The organism is Thiospirochaeta perfilievii, assembly GCF_008329945.1.
Taxonomy (GTDB): Bacteria; Spirochaetota; Spirochaetia; order DSM-2461; family DSM-2461; genus Thiospirochaeta; species Thiospirochaeta perfilievii.
Genome location: NZ_CP035807.1, coordinates 14,568 through 34,427, shown reverse-complemented (window position 1 = coordinate 34,427; position 19,860 = coordinate 14,568). Strand labels below are relative to the sequence as shown.

Annotated in this window: 18 protein-coding genes and 1 tRNA gene; 13 read left to right on the top strand and 6 right to left on the bottom strand. The window is 31.3% G+C overall.

Going from position 1 to position 19,860, the window contains the following annotated elements:
• Positions 1-8 precede the first annotated feature (8 nt).
• The 4 genes from EW093_RS00155 to EW093_RS00140 form a co-directional block, all read right to left on the bottom strand.
• The gene (locus EW093_RS00155; protein WP_149566438.1) at positions 9-566 is read right to left on the bottom strand and encodes a DUF2202 domain-containing protein; all 558 of its coding nucleotides are present in this window, start codon (positions 564-566) and stop codon (positions 9-11) included.
• Positions 567-633: 67 nt separating this feature from the next.
• Complete coding sequence (locus EW093_RS00150; RefSeq protein WP_149566437.1) at positions 634-1,071, bottom strand: MarR family winged helix-turn-helix transcriptional regulator; 438 nt, start codon at positions 1,069-1,071, stop codon at positions 634-636.
• Between the two features lie 12 nt (positions 1,072-1,083).
• Positions 1,084-1,566, bottom strand: coding sequence for a glutathione peroxidase (locus EW093_RS00145; protein WP_149566436.1), 483 nt, complete (start codon positions 1,564-1,566; stop codon positions 1,084-1,086).
• Positions 1,567-1,667: 101 nt separating this feature from the next.
• Positions 1,668-2,510, bottom strand: a complete 843-nt coding sequence (locus EW093_RS00140) for an MBL fold metallo-hydrolase (protein WP_149566435.1) — start codon at positions 2,508-2,510, stop codon at positions 1,668-1,670.
• Positions 2,511-2,683: 173 nt separating this feature from the next.
• On the opposite strand from EW093_RS00140, the gene EW093_RS00135 reads away from it, so the two are divergent.
• Complete coding sequence (locus EW093_RS00135) at positions 2,684-3,001, top strand: hypothetical protein (protein WP_149566434.1); 318 nt, start codon at positions 2,684-2,686, stop codon at positions 2,999-3,001.
• 28 nt (positions 3,002-3,029) lie between these two features.
• Here EW093_RS00135 and EW093_RS00130 read toward each other — a convergent pair whose 3' ends face one another.
• A complete protein-coding gene (locus EW093_RS00130; protein ID WP_149566433.1) occupies positions 3,030-4,382 on the bottom strand; it encodes an MATE family efflux transporter in 1,353 nt (450 codons plus the stop codon).
• Between the two features lie 173 nt (positions 4,383-4,555).
• Here EW093_RS00130 and EW093_RS00125 point away from each other — a divergent pair, with 173 nt between their 5' ends.
• From EW093_RS00125 to EW093_RS00075, 11 genes are all read left to right on the top strand, one after another.
• Entirely contained in the window at positions 4,556-4,786 is a 231-nt protein-coding gene (locus EW093_RS00125; RefSeq protein WP_149566432.1) for a hypothetical protein, read from the top strand.
• A gap of 32 nt (positions 4,787-4,818) precedes the next feature.
• Entirely contained in the window at positions 4,819-5,574 is a 756-nt protein-coding gene (map, locus tag EW093_RS00120) for a type I methionyl aminopeptidase (protein ID WP_223111625.1), read from the top strand.
• Between the two features lie 53 nt (positions 5,575-5,627).
• Positions 5,628-6,788, top strand: a complete 1,161-nt coding sequence (locus EW093_RS00115) for an MFS transporter (protein ID WP_149566430.1) — start codon at positions 5,628-5,630, stop codon at positions 6,786-6,788.
• 490 nt (positions 6,789-7,278) lie between these two features.
• Positions 7,279-8,613: a group II intron reverse transcriptase/maturase gene (gene ltrA / locus EW093_RS00110; RefSeq protein WP_149566429.1), complete on the top strand. Its 1,335-nt coding sequence runs from the start codon at positions 7,279-7,281 to the stop codon at positions 8,611-8,613.
• A gap of 92 nt (positions 8,614-8,705) precedes the next feature.
• Complete coding sequence (locus tag EW093_RS00105) at positions 8,706-9,272, top strand: YqiA/YcfP family alpha/beta fold hydrolase (protein WP_149566428.1); 567 nt, start codon at positions 8,706-8,708, stop codon at positions 9,270-9,272.
• A 42-nt stretch (positions 9,273-9,314) separates the two neighbouring features.
• Positions 9,315-13,211: an ATP-dependent RNA helicase HrpA gene (gene hrpA, locus EW093_RS00100; RefSeq protein ID WP_149566427.1), complete on the top strand. Its 3,897-nt coding sequence runs from the start codon at positions 9,315-9,317 to the stop codon at positions 13,209-13,211.
• A 52-nt stretch (positions 13,212-13,263) separates the two neighbouring features.
• Positions 13,264-13,641, top strand: coding sequence for a response regulator (locus EW093_RS00095; RefSeq protein ID WP_149566426.1), 378 nt, complete (start codon positions 13,264-13,266; stop codon positions 13,639-13,641).
• Positions 13,642-13,649: 8 nt separating this feature from the next.
• Positions 13,650-14,123, top strand: a complete 474-nt coding sequence (locus EW093_RS00090; protein ID WP_149566425.1) for a chemotaxis protein CheX — start codon at positions 13,650-13,652, stop codon at positions 14,121-14,123.
• Between the two features lie 17 nt (positions 14,124-14,140).
• Positions 14,141-16,102, top strand: coding sequence for an ATP-binding protein (locus EW093_RS00085; RefSeq protein WP_149566424.1), 1,962 nt, complete (start codon positions 14,141-14,143; stop codon positions 16,100-16,102).
• Positions 16,103-16,126: 24 nt separating this feature from the next.
• On the top strand, positions 16,127-17,281 hold the full coding sequence (locus EW093_RS00080) for a hypothetical protein (protein WP_149566423.1): 1,155 nt from the start codon (positions 16,127-16,129) through the stop codon (positions 17,279-17,281).
• Positions 17,282-17,299: 18 nt separating this feature from the next.
• Complete coding sequence (locus tag EW093_RS00075; RefSeq protein ID WP_149566422.1) at positions 17,300-18,538, top strand: ion transporter; 1,239 nt, start codon at positions 17,300-17,302, stop codon at positions 18,536-18,538.
• 15 nt (positions 18,539-18,553) lie between these two features.
• Here EW093_RS00075 and EW093_RS00070 read toward each other — a convergent pair.
• Positions 18,554-18,626: transfer RNA gene (locus EW093_RS00070), tRNA-Phe, on the bottom strand.
• Positions 18,627-18,710: 84 nt separating this feature from the next.
• On the opposite strand from EW093_RS00070, the gene EW093_RS00065 reads away from it, so the two are divergent.
• The gene (locus EW093_RS00065) at positions 18,711-19,841 is read left to right on the top strand and encodes a flagellar motor switch protein FliG (protein WP_149566421.1); all 1,131 of its coding nucleotides are present in this window, start codon (positions 18,711-18,713) and stop codon (positions 19,839-19,841) included.
• Positions 19,842-19,860 lie beyond the last annotated feature (19 nt).

Sequence of the window (19,860 nt, the reverse complement as noted above, 5' to 3'; positions counted from 1 at the left end):
ATAAACCGCTATAAAATATTTTTTAATTCTAAAATAGATAAAAACTGAGCTTGATACTCAACCTTATACTTCTTTTTCATTAGGTTATTTATCCCACGGATATGGCTTATTGCACTATATCTTAAAGTTGTAAAGAGATTAATAAACTCTTCATTTGTAGAGGTTTCTAATAAATCATTAATATCACTTATCATTAAATCTTCTAAGGTTGCAGCAATTCTTAACGCTTCATACTCTGAATCATCATATTTTTGACTAAAATCTGAATATAACTTGGATATATATGGACTAGAATACTCTCCTTTTTTAATGCTTTTTATTGGGTTTTTGATAAGATATTTATCTAATAGTTTCTCTATACTCTTATAATCTCTATCCTCTACTAATTCAATACTAGAAAACAGTTGAATATTCCAAATTTCGTGTAGATCATTATATATGTCCTTAGAGAGTTTTGTAGATTCTAAAAGCCATATTAATCCATCTTCCTCCTGTTGACTAATTGGAAGAAGTGCAAATAAGTTAGTTGAAAGTGATATTATTATTATCAAAAAAATATTTTTCATTTTATCCCCTCTTTGTATGTTAAGTATAAACACTAATCATAAAATCGTATATACAGTTAGGTTAAAACTATTTTAAGATATCTATAAGCTTATCTAACCCTCTCTTTAAATCTTGAGCTTCTGATATTGTAAACTTATCTTGAAAGTTTTCTAAGAGTTTAATAGGGATTAAGCAAGCTTTATTCTCCATCTCTTTTCCAAACTCTGTAAGTGATACAATAATACTACGTTCATCCTCTATATTTTTTTCTCTTGTTATAAGTCCCTTTGATTCTAACCTTTTAAGCAGAGGTGTTATGGTATTTGTTTCAAGAATAACCCTTTTCCCAATTGCAGTTACAGCTAGAGAGTCCTCTTCCCACAATACTAACATAATCAAGTATTGGGGGTAGGTTAGGTCTAACTCCTTTAAAAGTGGTTGGTAAATTTTAGTAATTAATCTTGATGTGGCATAAAGTGGAAAACATAGTTGATTATCCAATTTAAGCTGTTCGTAACCAGACACTAATAACACTCCTTAATAATTATTCTTTTTTAAGTATTTTGTTATCTTATCAGGTGTATCTGTTGGTGCAAACCTCTTAACAGGGTTCCCTTTAGAGTCAATTAAAAATTTTGTAAAGTTCCATTTAATATTTCCTCCAATAACTCCAGGTAAACTCTCTTTTAAATAATCAAATATTGGATGTGTATTGGGCCCATTTACATCAATTTTTGAAAATAATGGGAAAGTTACACCAAAGTTTTTCCTACAAAAAGCGTAAATTTCCCCTTCATCTCCAGGTTCTTGATGGCCAAATTGGTCACAAGGAAAACCTAGAATTATAAAGTCTTCATCTTTTTTTTCTGTATATAGCTGTTGCAAACCATCATATTGAGGTGTAAAACCACAATTACTTGCTGTATTAACAATTAATACAGATTTACCTTTGTACTGTTCCATTGATACATCATTACCGTTTATATCTTTTGCCTTAAAGTCGTAAAAATTATCTTTCATTTCAATCTCCAATTAATTCAATTTAGTTAAATTATATCGTGCACGATATAAAAGTGCAACTTAAAAACAATAAAAAAAGAAAAATATTAAAAATAAATTCTTCACAGTTTTATTACTGAACCCTCTTTTACTCCAAAGCAGTCTATTTTTTTGCCACTATTAATAATTACTTTCTGGTATTTTAGAACTAGTTCATCTAACTCTTTATCAGTTCTATCTGGATCATGATGGCAGAACCCAAGAGCTTTTACATTTGATTTAATGGCCAATTCTACTGCAGAATCATATGTAGAGTGTCCCCAACCCTTAGTTGTATTATAATCATCTTCTGTATACTGTGCATCATGATATAGGAGGTCAGCATCTTTACAAAAATCAATAAATGTCTCTTTACTTGGACCCTTAGGATGATGGTAGTCAAGTTCATTATCTGTTAACAGGATGAATATTTTACCATTCTCTACTATTTTATATCCAAACCCACCATCTGGATGATTTAAATTAATTGACTCAATTTTTATTGGGTCATCTTTAATCATTTTAGGTTTTCCTCTTTGGAAATTAAAATTTGCATTTAAAAGATTGAAGTTAACAGGAAAGTAGGGTGGTTCCATTTGATGTTTTAAATACTTTTCTAGGGACTTCTTTGCATATTTTCCACCTCTTACATAGATGTTATACTTACTAAAATAGGCGGGGGTAAAAAATGGAAATCCCATTAGATGATCCCAATGGGCATGGGTTAAAAGAAGATGTATATCCTTTCTGTTTTTATCTTCTAAAATTTCTTTTCCTAAAAGTCTTATTCCAGAACCAGCATCAATTATTATTAAGTTATTCTTCTCTGATCTAATTTCAAAACAAGTTGTATTTCCACCATATATATGTGCTTTATTTCCAGGTGCAGGTATTGACCCTCTAGTACCCCAACATTTTATTATCATTTTTAGCCTCTATATTAATGATATGGGAATTCTTATTAGTAATCAATTAGCTTTCTATTTCTTTTTTAATTTGCTATTACCTTAGTAATAAACTATATTTTAATAAATATTAGAAATATATTGACCTTAATAGTAATTATTACTAATATGTATTTGTTAATAAGGAGAAAACTATGAGTGAAATTAAAGAACAGGGCTTTGTTAAATTATTACTAGATGGTAGTGTTGCAACACTTCACTATTTAAAAGCAGGAGATAAGATTTTATCTCTAACCCAACAAGGTAGTAAAAAAGTTGATTTGTTAAAAAAAGATAATTCTGCTAAATTAGTTGTAAACAATGATTCTACAAATATTATTGATAGTAAAATTACAATAAACGAAAATAAAGATGATGTAAAAAAACTTTTTGATGAACTTCTTGGTTTAAACTTTACCCATTACAAAGAGTATAGTGATGATCTAGTAATTCTAGAGATGTCTATAAACTAAAAAAAACTGGATTTATATCCAGTTTTTTTTATATCTCTTTAATCCATTTTTTACTTTTAAATCTAAGAAGTAGGTGGGTTGAGAAGAATATAAACGATATAATTTCTGCATACCAGATTCCCACAAGGCCAGTATTAAAGATATTAATAAATATAAATGAGGATGGAACAAATATTATCCATAATCTTAATATAGTATTTAGCATAACAACTTTTGTATCACCTGCGCCCCTTAATGCTCCTGAGATTACTATTTGAATATTAAGTCCCAACTGGTTTATAGCTAAAAATAGCATTACTGGGATACCTGTGGTAATAACTATAGCTTCATTTGAGAATATTCCGATAATAGACGATGGGAATATAATAAAAAAACTTGCCATAATTACCGCCCAAATTAAGCCTAGTAGAGTAGATAGGTAACCTATTTCAACTGCCTTTTTTGAGTTCTTCTCGCCTAAAGATTTTCCAACAAGGGTTGCGGTAGCTATGGACATTCCGACTGCTGGCATAAAAGATAGTGACTCTATCTGTATCAATATTCTAAATGAAGCTTCGGCTACAGTATCAAGTTTTGATACAATAACACCTAGTAAGACAAAGGATAATTGCATCAGAGCTTGCTCTATAGCCCCTGGTAAACTTATATTCCATAGAGGTTTTATTATATCCTTATTAAGTAATAACCTAAACTTTAGCCTAAACTTACTATCTTTAAAGTATAAAACATAAATATATAGAAATGTAGCAATATACCTTGATCCTGTAGTGGCCCATGCTGCTCCAGCAATACCCAACTTTGGGAATGGTCCAATACCAAGTATTAAAACATAGTTACCTATAATATTTATTATATTTGCAATACAAGTTATTATCATAGGTGTTTTTGTATTACCGGAACCCCTTAATGTCGCAGCAAAGGAGAAGGACAAAAACATTGGTAAAAGACCAATTAAAATAATCTCAAAATATTTTACTGAATCTAAATATACTCTCTCTGATACATCGTATATTCCAAAAATTATTTTACTAAAAAGTAAACCAATAACAGTCATTATAAGGCCTAAAAATAGATTTAGGGTTACATTTTGAACAGCAACATCCTTTAACCGTTTAAAATTTTTCTCTCCATAGGATCTAGAGATTAATGCTACAGCTCCTGTATTGAATGATGAGAATACAAAAATTAGAGTAAAAACAATCTGGTTTGCAAAACCAGCAGAGGAGAGGGCCTCTTTTCCAATAAATCGGCTTAACATAATAGTATCTGCAACACCTAGCATAGTGTTTAAAGCCATCTCTATAATTGCTGGGAGGGACATTGCTAATATCATAATTAAAATTGTTTTTTTTGAGAGTAAATACTCTTTCAATTTTTCCATTGAAGAATATTAGAGTATCTAGTTTGTTTGTTAAATACCTATTTAGTAGTATTTTTAAACTAAATGAAAAAAAGTAATATAACTTAATTACAGTGTAATTTTTTTTAAAATAAATAAATTGTGCGAAATAAGGATTCGGGGGCAATTGTTAAGTTTGTTTTAAGGAGTAAGTTATGATTAGAAATATATTAAAGAGTTTAGAGTATTTAGTTCTAAGGTGGTATGCAAAGCTTCATCTTCAACAAAATAGAATGTTAAAACTATATAAGGATGGTGGGATTACTAGGGATATTGCAAATAGAGAGCTACGTTCAATCTATAGGCTTATGAGGCTCTCAAGGTTTTTTGAGAATAATATTATTATACTTATGTCAAAATTCCAAAGCATTACAATTCAGAGATAGACTAAGGGGAATCTTTATAGTAATTTATTTATATGGCAATGATTAAAACAGAGAAAGAAATTAAAGAAATAACAATAATGGCAGATTTAATTACTGAATTAATTAATAAAAGCTTATCTTGGGTTAAACCAGGTATAACAACTTTTGAATTAGACAAAAAAATTGAGGATGAGATGAATAAAATGGGGGTAAATGGTCCATGTAAGGGTTATCATGGATTTCCCTGTGTTAGTTGTCTATCTGTAAATGAGTCTGTAACCCATGGAATCCCAGATGATAGAGTACTATTAGAAGGAGATATAATTGACATTGATCTAGTTATTGAGAGAAATGGTTATTATTCAGATTGTTCAAGAACTATAGCTGTTGGAAAGATATCTAGTGAGGCTCAAAGATTAATAGATGTTACCGAGGAGTGTTTATATAAGGGTATAAAGGCTGCACAACCGGGAAATACTCTTGGAGATATAGGGTTTGCGATACAGAGTCACGCCGAATCCAATGGATACTCAGTTGTAAGAGAGTATTGTGGGCATTTTATCGGTTTAGATATGCATGAGTCACCATCTGTTACAAATTATGGGACCCCAGGGGTTGGAGAAGTTTTAAAACCAGGTATGATATTCTGTATTGAGCCTATGATAAACCAGGGGCGAAGAGCTATCCGTGATAAAAATTGGGTTACTAAGACTAGGGATGGAAAACTTTCATCTAGATGTGAGCATATGGTACTAATAACAGAAACAGGTAATAAGGTTTTAACAAAACATATAGAACCAAAACTTTAATTATTTTAATATAGGATATGGAACTTTTTAATTTAAAGGGATAATCTTAATCTATGAAAAGTAGAAGTTTGAAATCCCTTTTAATAATATTATTAGTATCATTTGGTCATTTTTGGCATGATATATTTACGGCATTTGTAATACCATTATTACCAGTTTTAAAAGATAATTTTCAACTGGATTACCTCCATGCAGGGTGGATATTAGTCGCTGTGAGAATACCATCACTATTAAGTGCAAATATTGCAGAGTATGCCGAGAAACATAATCCTAAATGGTTTGTTATTTTTTGTCCTTTAATTACATCTATATCCATATCCTTATTAGGTTTAGCACCAAATTTTTACATAGTAATGGGTTTAGTCTTAATATCAGGAATAAGTGCTGCAGGTTTTCATGTGCCAGCACCAACTCTTTTAAAAAGAAGTGCTCCTAATAGAATAGGGATGGCTATGACTGCTTTTCAAATAGGGGGTGAGGCTGCAAGAACCCTAGGACCAATAATTATTGTACTTATACTCTCAACTATTGGTTTTAAAAATATGTTTATTCTTATACCTGTTTCCATGCTTGTAAGTCTTGGATTTTATCTCTCATTTAGAAAAGTTGATATATCTCTGGATATTAAAGAGAAGAAAAAAGGTTCAATAATAGAGACATTTAAGGATGGTAAACTACTTTTTATCTTAGTTGCTGGAATATCTGTTCAAAAAGCTCTAATTTCAACAATTTTTAAAAGTTTTCTTCCCCTATATTTACAAAGCCATGGAGAATCACTTCTATCTGCAAATGGAGCCTTAGCAGTTGTTCAAGGAGCTACTGTTGCTGGTGTCATTGTTTCTGGTATAATGATTGATAAAATAGGTCCCAAAAAGATTTTATATGTTATTTTAACTGCTGCAACTATTTTTGTTACAATGTATATCTTAATTCCAAGCCTACCATTATACCCAATGTTGATTTTAATCGGTTTTTTCTCCTTTGCTTCAATGCCAGCTATATATACTCTTATTCAAGGTCATGGTTTTGATTTTCCAACAACTGCTAATGGAATATTTATGTCCCTAAATTTCGGAATAACATCCATTTTATTGATTGTTGGAGGTAAGTTGTCAGACCTATTAAGCATTGATACTACCTATTATATTTTAGGTTTATCTACCTTAATCGGATTGCCACTTCTTCTGCTTTTAAAGAAAACTAAGGTTAAATAATGAGTGCGCCAAGCTAAGCTAATGTAAGCAAGCTGGACAATCCAGCACGTGTAAAGGTTAACCACCAGCACGGAACTGAACCATGAGTATAACGAGGTAACGAATTATGCGAAGCCATGGGAAGGGCAGTTTATCAGCCGCAACGCAAGTGAAGGTATCGAGCCCCGTAATTATCCATTTTGCACAGGGTCAAGGGTTTCATTTCCTGGAAGCCAGAATCAGTACATGCGTAAATGGTGAGTGTGTATATGACGTGTCGGGGTCTAAGTCCGTTAGCTAAGTAAACGAACTGTTTATATTGGAACCCCAGAGAACCGAAGCATTCCAAAAGGAAGCTTTCAAGGAGCCGAAAAAGTGACGCGGAAGTATGATGTTTCGGTAGTCGGACTAACTCATAGTAGAGGTGTAAATAGGGTAATGCCTATTGAGTTTCTGGTTATAGAAGCACTCGAAGGGGTTAGCAGTTTAATGCAGAGAGAGGAGGTCTATCATGCAATACACTGATATTGGAGAAACTTGGCAGAAATTATCTCTCATAGCTGGTCATGCCCGAAGAGACTGTAACTTTCAATTTACGAGCTTAGCTCATTTGTTGAATGTTGAATATCTTCGGGATTGCTACAATAGTCTGAACAGGAATAAGGCTGTAGGAATTGACAACGTAAGTTGGGATGAATACGGAAGAAATCTGGAAGTAAATCTAGAGCAATTGGTTTTAAGGTTAAAGCGTAAGAAATATAAGCCTATACCTGCAAAACGTGTATATATTCCAAAGAGTAAGACAGAAAATCGACCTCTTGGAATATCAGCTCTCGAAAACAAGATTGTAGAACGGGGAATTACATGGAAACTTGAAAGTATTTATGAACAGGATTTCCTTGACTGCTCTTATGGTTTCCGTCCAGAAAGGAACGCACATCAGGCACTTAAAAAGCTTAATGATCAAATAATGTTCCAACCCGTAAACCACATTGTAGAGGCAGACATAAAAGGATTTTTTGATAACGTGTCACACGAAAGACTTATTGATTTTATTAAAATTAGAATAAACGATACATCTTTACTGAATCTTATTCAAAAGTTCCTAAAAGCTGGTTATATCGATGAAGGTTTGTTAGTTACAAGTGATTATGGTACTCCTCAAGGAAGTATTTTAAGTCCAATATTAGCTAATATTTTTCTCCACTATGTATTGGATATGTGGTTTGAAACAGTAGTTAAGACCCACGTTAATGGTTATTGTGAAATAGTGCGTTACGCAGATGACTTTGTTTGTATGGTGCGCTATTCCGAAGATGCCAAACGTATAGAAAAGGCGTTGAAGAATCGTTTTTCTAAATATGAACTGGAACTACATCCTGATAAGAGTCAGAATATTAGTTTTGGTCGATTTGAGCGGGAGAATGCAAAAATGCAGAAACGTCGGACAAATACGTTTGATTTTCTGGGTTTTACACACTATGCAGACAGGTCAAGAAAGGGCTTATTTAAATTAGGCAGAAAGACCAGTCGTAAGAAATTTGCTGCAAAATGCAGGGAAATGAACCAATGGTTAAAAAGCATCAGAAATTTAGTGAAAACTAAAGAATGGTGGAAGATTCTTGAATCTAAACTTCGAGGTCATTTTCAATATTATGGAGTAAGTGAAAACTATGACAGCATAGAACGATTTTATAGAAACACTTTAAGATTGGTAAGGAAATGGATGAATAGGCGTAGTCAAAAACGGTCAATGAACTGGGAGAAATTTTATGCCTACCTTGATCATTATCCCTTACCAGAACCTAGAATAATACATAGATTTTACGTGTCACCTGTAAGGTGAGTTTTACTGAAGAGCCGGATGTGGGAAATCTACAAGTCCGGTTCTGTGAGGGGCATTGAAACTCCTTACTTAAAATAAAAAGGAGACATATTATGTCTACTCTACAGAAAATTATATATTTACACGGTTTTGCATCAAATTCAAACTCTAAAAAAGGCTGTTTTTTAAAGGAGTTTTTTGGGGAGAGGGTTATATGTCCAAATTTAACAAGTAAGCCCACAGAAGATATACCATTAATAAAAGGGTTATTGAGAAAATATCAGTCTGCTGTTATTGTTGGCTCATCTCTAGGTGGTTTTTATGCCGAATATTTTAGTAACTTAAATTCATTAGATACACTTCTTATAAATCCATTAACAGATGTAGCCTTAATGGAACCATTTATTGGACAACATAGCTATTTTGATTCCAATGATTCTTTCCAGTTCACCCTTGAAGACTTTATATATATGAAGGATATATCTAGATTTAAGGATATTGGTTCTGGTAATAAGATTATTATTTTGGCAAAGAATGATGATAAAATTCCATATATCGGTTCAATAAAACATTATAATAACATTAATGAAAAGATCGTATTATATAACTATGGAGGTCACTCATTTAATGAAAGGAATGAGATTATTGGACATTTAAATCAACTTATTAACTCCAAATAGATCTATTGAGCTATTTAATTTCAAACTATATAATGATTTTATATGACTGAAATTAATAAGACATTTGAACTCCTTAAACAGGTTTATAAAAGAGATTGGTATAAACTATTTAGAGAATTAAAACGAATTGAAAAGAAATTTGATAAAAACGATTTAAATAGGGTTCTATCTCAGATAGAGAGGTCTATTGAGTTTAAGAAGAGTCGAATTATAAATAAACCAAAAGTATATTATAATGAAGAATTACCTGTAACAAAACGAAAAAAAGAGATCATAGAGACAATAAAAAATAATCAAGTGGTTATTATCTCTGGGCAAACTGGGTCTGGAAAAACTACACAGATACCTAAATTCTGTCTAGACGCAGGTTGTGGAGAGAGTGGTATTATCGCCTGTACTCAGCCTAGAAGGATAGCTGCCATATCTGTAGCAACAAGATTAGCAGAGGAGCTAAAAACTCCCCTTGGGCAGGATGTTGGATACAAAATACGTTTTGGGGAAGAGTTTTCAGATAAGGGTTATATTAAAGTCTTAACAGATGGAATGTTATTAGCAGAGACCCAAGGTGATCGATTTTTAAATAACTATGACTGTATCATTATTGATGAGGCCCATGAACGAAGTTTAAATATTGACTTTATATTAGGAATCTTACGTGACTTACTAAAAAAACGTAAGGATTTAAAGGTTGTTATAACCTCTGCTACTATTGATACTGAGAAATTTTCTAAAGCATTTAATAATGCCCCTGTTATAGAGGTAAGTGGAAGAACATTCCCTGTAGAGGTAATATACAGAGAACCAGAAGCTGAGGATCTAGAGTCTAGTTTTGGTGAAAGGGCTGCATCTGCTACAACGGAACTTATAGAGACCACACCTTCTGGTGATGTTTTAGTTTTTCTACCTACAGAACAGGATATAAGAGAGTGTATAGAAAATTTAAATAAAAACTTTTTGGGCAAGATGGAACTTCTTCCTCTATACGCTAGGCTTACCCAGTCAGAGCAAAAGGCTGTTTTTACAAGAACAAACAAGAGAAAGATAATAGTTAGTACTAATATTGCAGAGACATCATTAACAATTCCTGGAATAAAATATGTAATAGACTCTGGTGTTGCAAGGATTTCCCAATACTCCCACCAAACAAGAACAATGGGGCTACCAGTTTCTCCAATATCTAAAAGTAGTGCAGATCAGAGAAAGGGACGGTGTGGTCGGGTAGAGAATGGTATCTGCATTAGGCTTTACTCAGAAGCAGATTATAATAAAAGATCACTGTTTACCCCTCCAGAAATACAAAGAACTAATTTAGGGGAAGTAATACTTAGAATGATATCCCTAAAACTAAGCGATGTTAAAAGTTTCCCATTTATCGATACTCCTCCAGCTAAGGGTATAAAAGATGGATATGACCTTCTATTAGAACTTGGAGCAATTAAAAAACATAGAGATAGTTGGGTTTTAACCTCTGATGGTAAGATAATGTCAAAATATCCAATTGATCCCAGGGATTCTAGGATGATTTTAGAGGCTAAAAAAGAGGGCTGTGTTAAAGAAATTTCAGCTATTGCTGCAGTTGTATCAATACATGATCCTAGAAATAGACCAAAGGAACAAGCAAGTCAAGCTGATGAAAAACATAATAGATTTAAACACCCAGAATCTGACTTTTTAACCCTTTTAAATATATGGAATGAGTATCAGATAGAGTTAAATAAAAGAGCATCAACAAACGGTAAAATAAAAAACTGGTGTAAAACGAACTTTATCTCCTACAAAAGATTGAGGGAGTGGCGTGATATATATAATCAGATTATTACACTTAATAAAGAGAATAATATAACAATTACATCTCTCCCCCAGGAAGATTGGACAAAAAAAGAGCTTAATAACAATTATGGAAGAATTCATAGATCTATTTTAACCGGGTATTTAAGCACTATAGCCCTTAAAAGAGAGAAAAACTTTTACAGATTAACAAGGGATAGAGAGGGGATGATCTATCCAGGATCAGGACTCTTTAATAATGGAGGAGAGTGGGTTTGTTCCTTTGAACAGGTTAAAACAAGTAGACTATTTTTAAGAACAGTTGGAAATATAGATGTAGAGTGGTTAGAGAGATTAGGAGGAGAGCTTTGTAAAAGAAGTTACTCAGCACCATATTACAGTACTGAATTAGGCCAGGTTAGAGCCCTTGAAAGGGTTACTCTTTTTGGGTTACCAATTGTATACAATAGGGATGTGGACTATGGTCTGTATAATAAAAATGAGGCTACAAAAATATTTATTCAGACTTGTTTAGTTGAGGGAGAGCTTACTCCAAAACAGAGAAAGGAGTATAAGTTTTTAGACTTTAATCTCTCCTTAATTGAAAAAATTAGTAAAATGGAAGATAAACTTAGACTACGAAATATTTTGGTAGATTCAAGTGCAATTGATACATTTTATACTCAAAAAATAACAAATATATCATCCTTAAATGAATTAACATCACTAATTAGGAAAAAAAGTGGGGATGATTTTTTAAGAATGAAGGAAGAAGACCTATATACTTCAATACCCGGTGGACTAAATGAGTTTCCTGATACATATACCCTAGGAGACTCTACATTTAAAATTGATTATAATTTTGATCCAGGGAAGGAGTTAGATGGTGTAACTATTAAAGTTCCTGCTCGTGTTGCTATGGATGTCCCAAAAGAGAAATTGGATACTGCAATACCTGGTTTATTAAAAGATAGAATAACTGCTCTAATAAAGGGACTTCCTAAGGTTTATAGAAAAAGATTAATTCCAATAAACTCTACTGTAGATGATATTATAGAGAATATGGAAGTTACAGATTCTAATTTGCATTTACAATTAAGCAACTACATCTATAGAAACTGGAGATTTAATATACCTGTAGGTGAGTGGGATGATAATAAACTCCCTGAATATTTAAAAATAAGAGTAGCTATTATTGATGAAAAAGGTAAAGAGATAAAATCCTCCCGGGATGGAGATATTTTATATGATGATTATAGCAAAAGGTTAAATAATATTAAAAAAGTAAAGCAAGCTAAAGAGGAGTATGAAAGGACTAATATCACAACTTGGGACTTTAAAGAGCCTATAGAAAAAAGTGTTATTATAAAAGGCATAAAATACTATCCTGGTCTTAAGGTAAATAGTGATACAGTAAGTTTATTACTTTTTAATAGGGAAAAAGAGGCTTTGAAAGAGCATATAGAAGGAACATCCCTGCTTATTATTAATAGATTGAATAAACAGTTAAAAGCTATCAAAGAGGATATTTTATTAACTAAGGATCAGTCTATGATCACTAACTATTTTGATGGAGAAAAAGAGTTTTATAAACAGCTATTTTTTAGATTAATAAAAGATTGTGTAGATAAAAACATTCGTAGTAGATCAGATTTTGAGTTATTTGTAGAATCCCTCTCTCCAAGATTGTTAGAACTCTCAAAGGAGCATATTAGTAGAGTTATACCAATATTGTATGAGTATAAAAACGTAAGAGAGAGTCTATCAAGAGTTATTGATAAATTAGGTAATAGGGGAGAATCCTTTGTCGAGGATATTAATAACGAACTTATAAGGTTGATGCCTAATGATTTTTTAATAAAAGCAGAAAATTATAACAGCCTATTAAGATATCTAAAGGCCCTTAATGAGAGGATTAATAAAGGACCTCTAAATTTAATAAAAGATAGGGAGAAGAGGGATATTATTCTATATTATGAACAAAAGTACGCAAAAATATTAGAAGATCTATCCCCTGCAGCTTCAATGGAAAAGTTAGAACTAATGAGAGAGTACACTGTTTTATTAGAAGAGTTTAGAGTCTCTGTATTTGCAGGTAATATTAAGATTCCAGTAAAAGTTTCAGAAAAAAGGCTTCTAACCATATTGGAGCAAATAAATTTAACTATTTGACCGATTTTATTTATTAATGGTAATATAATTTAAAAAATAGGATTTAATAATTATGAAAATTTTAGTCGTAGATGACTCAAGGATAATGAGGAATATAGTAAAAAACTCATTATTAAGTGATAAAAAAGCAAATCATGAGTTTGTTGAAGCGGACAACGGTGTTGACGCGTTTAACATTATTGAAAAAGAGAACATTGATATACTCCTTGTAGATTGGAATATGCCCCACTTAAACGGCTTGGATCTAGTAAAGGAGTTAAGATCCCTTCCTAAACACGCTAAACTCCCAATTATAATGATTACATCAGAAGCTGCTAAATACAATGTAATTGAAGCTGTAAAAGCCGGTGTTAACGATTACATGATAAAACCAATTAAAGATGATAAATTATTAGAAAAAATAGACCAAGTTCTTGAGTCAGTGAAATAGGGGAGATTATGGACACAAAATATATAGAACCATTTATAGAAGCTACAATAAATATTTTTAAGGAGTTTTATGGGGAAGAACCTATTTTAAAAACTCCCTTTTTATTTGATAAAAATGAAGATCTAGGTTGGGATCTATCTGCAGTTATTGGAATAGCTGGAGAGACAAAAGGTGTTATTACACTTAGTTTCCCAAAGGATCTTATAATAAAGTTAACCGAAAAGTTAGTTGGATACCCAATTGAGGATTTAGATGATGATGTAGTAGATTCAACAGGAGAAGTTGTTAATATTATAGCTGGTAACGCAAAAAAAGGTTTAGAGCAGTTCCGATTAGTAATTTCTCTTCCTTCTATAGTTAAAGGGAATAATCATAAAATTGCATGGCCTACAAATCATAACATGCCTATTATCTCTATTCCTTTTGAAACATCCATGGGTTTATTCCATGTTTCAGTTGGTTTAGAAAATATAATAAAATAAATTAAGGTGGCTATCCAATGCTAAAAAAAATCTTGCTCTCACTAATATTTAATGGTTTAAAGGAAGATTCTGGTTTAAGAGATAAATCAAGAAGCGCTGTTTTAAATAGTATATCATCAATTGGTATAATCATTCTCTCTATTTTTGCTATATATGATGTTTTTAAGGGTGAAATAATAGTAACTGTTATTACAGCTTCCACTGCTTTACTTATAGCTGTATCAATGGTTGTAGTTGGTATAACTAAGAAAATTAGTATAGGTACAACATTTGTAAGTTATATAGCCTATCTATTTTTCTCCCTACTTTTGTACTCCCATGGGGCAGAAAAAGCTGGATACTTTTGGATGATGTTATTTCCATTAGTATCGATATTTTTCTTAGGTATTATACACGGGTCTATATTAACATCTCTTTTTAGTATTAGTTCATATTTTATAATGTTTCATATACCAAGTCTAAAAGGTTTAGAACTTATACCAGAGATGGCTACAAGGGCATTAGGAGGCTATGTTGGAGTATCTTTTTTTACTGTAGCTTTTGAAATAATTAGAATAAAAGCCTTTGAACAGTTAGAAGTTACAACAAATGACCTTGTTGAGAAAAGAAGACAGACTACAATGATCTTAAGTAATGTAAAACAGGGGATCTTTTTATTAGATAGTGAACTTAAACTTGCAGATGAGAGATCAACATATTTTAATGAACTTTTTGGAGAGCCTAAAGATAATCAATCATTTTTAGACTTAATAAAAGATAAATTACCACAAAGGGATTTTGTTGCAACAAAGGATTATTTAGAGCTGTTTTTTAACAAAACTGTTAACCCAACACTTTTAAGCTCTATAAACCCTATAGATAAGATATTGATGAATTTTTCAGCTAATAGTAGTGATATATCCCAGGTTTGGTTAGAGTTTGATTTTCAAAGAATTAAGTTAAAAGACGGTGCAATACAGATATTAGGTCTATTTAAGGATGTAACAGAGAGGGTTTTACTTGAAGAGCAGCTTGAGAAAGAAGAGAGTGAGAGTCTTAAAAATATGGAGAGTCTATTTCAGATTATTCATGTAAACCCTGAATTAATGGATGAGTTTTTAAAGGATACTAATGATGAGATTAATAAGATAAATGAGCTTTTAAAAGTAGAGTCTGATGATACAGGAGAGACTATTAATTATATCTTCTCTTTAGTTCATAGTATAAAGGGTAATGCTCTACTTTTAGGTTTAAATACGGTAGCAAGTAAATTACAAGATTTTGAAGAGTATATTAAGGAGTTAAAGGATACTAATCCAACATGGAGGGAGTTGTTAAAACTAACAGTAAATCTTGCAGAATTAAAACATGATATTAATCAAATAAATGATTTAATTGATAAAATTGTCTCTTTTCAAAAAAAGGTAGGATCTGATGTAAAAAATAAGAAATATATTTTTGAGGAGTCTTTAAAAAAATCCCTAAATAGGTTAGGAATTGAGCATGGGAAAGAGGTCGAACTAGATGTTACAGAGTATGATAATGATTTGATCCCAGAAAAGTATAGACGTCTTCTAAAGGACTCTATTAACCAGTTTATTAGGAACTCCCTTGCCCATGGTATTGAGGATAGGGATGAGAGAGTTAAAAGATCAAAGGATCCAGTGGGCAAGATAAAATTATCATTAAATAAGGTTGGAGATAAAATAGTCTTTAGTTATATGGATGATGGAGCAGGATTAAGTATTAATAATATTAAAAAAGCTGCTATAGAAAAGAAAGGATTTCCAGTTGAAAAAGTGAAAAATATGACAAGTTCAGAGGCTGTAAAACTTATATTTCATCCAGGCTTTTCCACAAAAAAAAGTGTTAATAATCTAGCTGGACAGGGTATTGGTATGAGTGTTATTAAAAATCATGTAGAAAGTGTTGGAGGAAAGTTAAATATTAAGTCTTCAGCAGGAAAATTTTGTGAGTTTAGAATAGTATTGCATGAGTAATGAACTAATACTATTATTAAAACCATGAAGAGAGAAGAAACAATAAAGTTAGCAACATATATAATCAATGCTATTAATAACAAAAAAATGATACCGTCTAATCTTTTTAAAAGTATAAGTAGTATCATATCAAACGACCCAGGACCCACTTATAAAATATTTTTAGAAATATGGAAAAACTCTAATAAGGGAGATAATCGCTCTATTGATTATCCCCTATTATTAAGTAGAGGTTTTAATAACGATATAACCACAGAAGAGCAACTATCAACTTACTTACCAGAAGAGAAAATATTAATAAATAAGGATATTTTTAGAAATAATTTAAAAGGAATTGATCTTTTAAATATTGATAATTTAGAACAGAAGAGATTGATTGATGTTTTAAACAGAGAGTCCATTGGTTTAAGTAATAATGATGTTTTACTCTATTATAATCTTCTAAAAATAAATCAGATAACAAAATCAGAAAGTAGTACAACTACCAACTCAGAGAGGGATTATGCAACAGAGCTTTTGAAGTTAACTACTAAGAATTTTAATTTAATACCAACTAATGTAAAAAAAATAAATGGTGGTAAAGAGATTGATGAGAGTGAAATTATTAAGTATTTAAATGACTCGATTAATAAAAAGAAGTTAAATCCCCAGGTTTTAGCAATCTGTTTAGGATATAAAAACAGTAAGTTTATTAATTTTTTTATAGACTTTTTAACCTTTGTAAGTAAGCAGAGAGGGGAAGATCCCCAGGACGTATTCTGTTATGCAGGGCTTTATATTTTACTAAATGGTGCTAATCAATCCCAATTGTCAAATCTAAATATAATATCAAATGTAGAAGCTTTTATTAACGATAGAATAGGGCGAGTACGGTCAATATATTATGTAACAATACTCTTTGTGCACACATACAATCTTGTTTTAGCTGCTCAAGTTTACGAAATATCTAATAAGTTCAATAGTATATCCCTAGATCAAAGACTTAAATTAGAAAAGTTATACAGTAGTGATACTAGAAGAAAAATGTTAGTTACAAACGCCTTTAATATTGCATCTAGAAAGATATCAGCATATAAAAATGAGTCTATAGAGGTTTTAAATACCTATAAGAAGTTTAAGGGTGTAAAACTAGATATTATTACAGCAAAAGACTTATTTGAATATAATTATAGTAAATAGAAGTGGGGATTTAAATATATGTTAGTAGAACCAAGAGAGAGCTTTAAAAAGGTAATAAAAATTTTAGATGCAATTAATCCATTTTTAATAATAATTTCAATAATTGGGCTATTTTGTGAATATACGGCATTAAAAGGCTTTGTTCTTACACCTAATAAAGTGATATCTGTAATTTTTGTTATAGATTTTGCTATACGAATGATCTCTTTTAACCCTAAGCTATATTTTTTAAATGGTTATGGGTGGGTAGATTTATTAGCTAGTTTACCAGGGATCTTTTTCTTTTTGGATAACACACCTCTCTTATCAATATTTAAAATAATTAAGGTTGGACGATTCTTTAAAATAATTAGAATATTACGATTTTTAAGGGTTTTTAATTTTTTAAAGAGAATGAAAACAGATTCAGTGTGGGTTCAAGACAGAATTATGAAAATAGGTGTATCTATTGTTATGATCTATGTAGTTGGAATTATTGTAATTGATAACAAAGTAGTTACATCCCTTGTGGAGAGAGAAACTAGAATTTTAGAGGCACAATATTATGGTGTTAACTACAGTGTAGGGGATTTAGTCGATCTAAGAAATGATATACAGTTTTATACTATTGACTCCGTAATTTACTATCCAGATGGTAGTATATTAAACGACCATACTAAAGTAATAAACCTTCTTAAAAGTGAATTAAATAACTATATTGAGATCAACTTAGGAGAAGGATTCTTTACTACAAAAGACGGAATTAAACTACCAAATAATGGTGTTGTCATAAGTCAAAATAAGGTTACCCAGTATGAAAACTACATAATGTTAGCCTTATTAACAACACTTCTTTTAATATTAACACTTATAATCTTTTATATGGGCTACGTTTTTGCTAAGGATGTACAGATTTTACAATTGATTATTGACTCTCTAGAAGCTAATGATACTATGCTTTTAAAACAGGAGGCTGAGATCTATAGGGATGAAAATGGGGAACTAAAAGTTTTAAACAACGAGGATGAGATTATCTCTCTATTAAAGGCGTGTTCAAACTATGTTAGTGAAGAGTCCTATAACTCAGGAGATGTTTTAATGGATTTAACAAATTATGATAATATAAATAGTAATAATAGGGATGGGAGTGATATAGAGGGGTTAATTAGCAACTTAGAGTACAAAATTGGAGAAAATAACAACTTAATAGTTGAAGATACTGTAAAAAGACTCACTCCGGCAATTATTAAGTATATAAAAAAAGAGTTAAAACATTAAATGTCTTAACTCTTATGCCACCAATGAGACTTGAACTCATGACACAGGGATTTTCAGTCCCCTGCTCTACCGACTGAGCTACAGCGGCATTTACGAGTATATTTATATTAAAATCTTACAATTTAGTCAATAAGTATTGTAAATAAATTGAACTAGTATGTAATATGTCTATATGAATCAATTTAAACGAGGAATAAAGGCATACCAAAGTGCAACAAAGGATAACAACCCTGAAGTTGATGAAATAGATGACAATAACTATACACCTGATCAACCTAAAAGAGATGGTTTAATAAAAACTGTAGTCAAACCTATAAAAGATAATAAGTATCAAAAAGTGGCTAAACTTCTTCTTGTTCTAGGAAAAGAAGAGGCATCAAAGGTTATTAAACACCTACCTCCAGAGGAGATCGAATTGATCTCTATGGAAATTACAAAGATTGACAGGGTAAGTAAGAGTGAAGCTTCTAAACTATTAGAGGAGTTTGGAAAAAATAGCGATCTATTTAATAGAAATCAAGGTGGAATAGAGACTGCTAGATCTATTCTTGTAAGTGCTTTTGGACAGGAGAAGGGGAACAAGATACTCTATTCAGCAGTACCTGATAGTGCAGATAAACCCTTCTCATTTTTAAATGATTTGGACTTTAGACAGAGAATGTTAGTATTAAGAAAGGAGAGTGCATCAGTTTTAACAATAGTACTAAGTTATCTATCACCTAAACTTGCATCACCTATAATTGAATCCCTTCCCCCTGATACCCAAAGGGATGTTGTAAAAAGACTCTCAAAGTTAAAACGTGTAAGTCCCCAGGTTATTTCTATAATAGGAGAGAGTCTAAAAGAAAAAATCAAGTTATTAGGTAATAATGAGTATCAAGATATTGATGGTCGAGGTACATTAGCTGATATTTTAAAACATATGGATAGGGATTCTGAAAATAGTATATTAAGTAAAATTGAAGAGAGTGATCCATTTCTTGGGGAAGTTATTAGGGACAGATTATACACTATAGATATTATCTATAATATTGATACCTTGGATTTTCAAAAAATAATCAGTGAATTATCAGATACGGATCTTGTCTATCTAATAAAGGGAGAGTCCACTGAGATACAAGCTAGAATTTGGTCAGCTATGTCAGAAGGACGAAGAGCTCTTGTAAAAAGTGAGATGGATTTAATTGGTTTAATAAAAAAATCTGACGCTGATAAAAAGACAAAAGAGTTTATTGAATTAATTCATAAAAAAGAGGCCGATGGAGATCTTAGAATACTAGGGGAAGATGATTGGATCTATTGATAAAAAAGTAACTTTTATT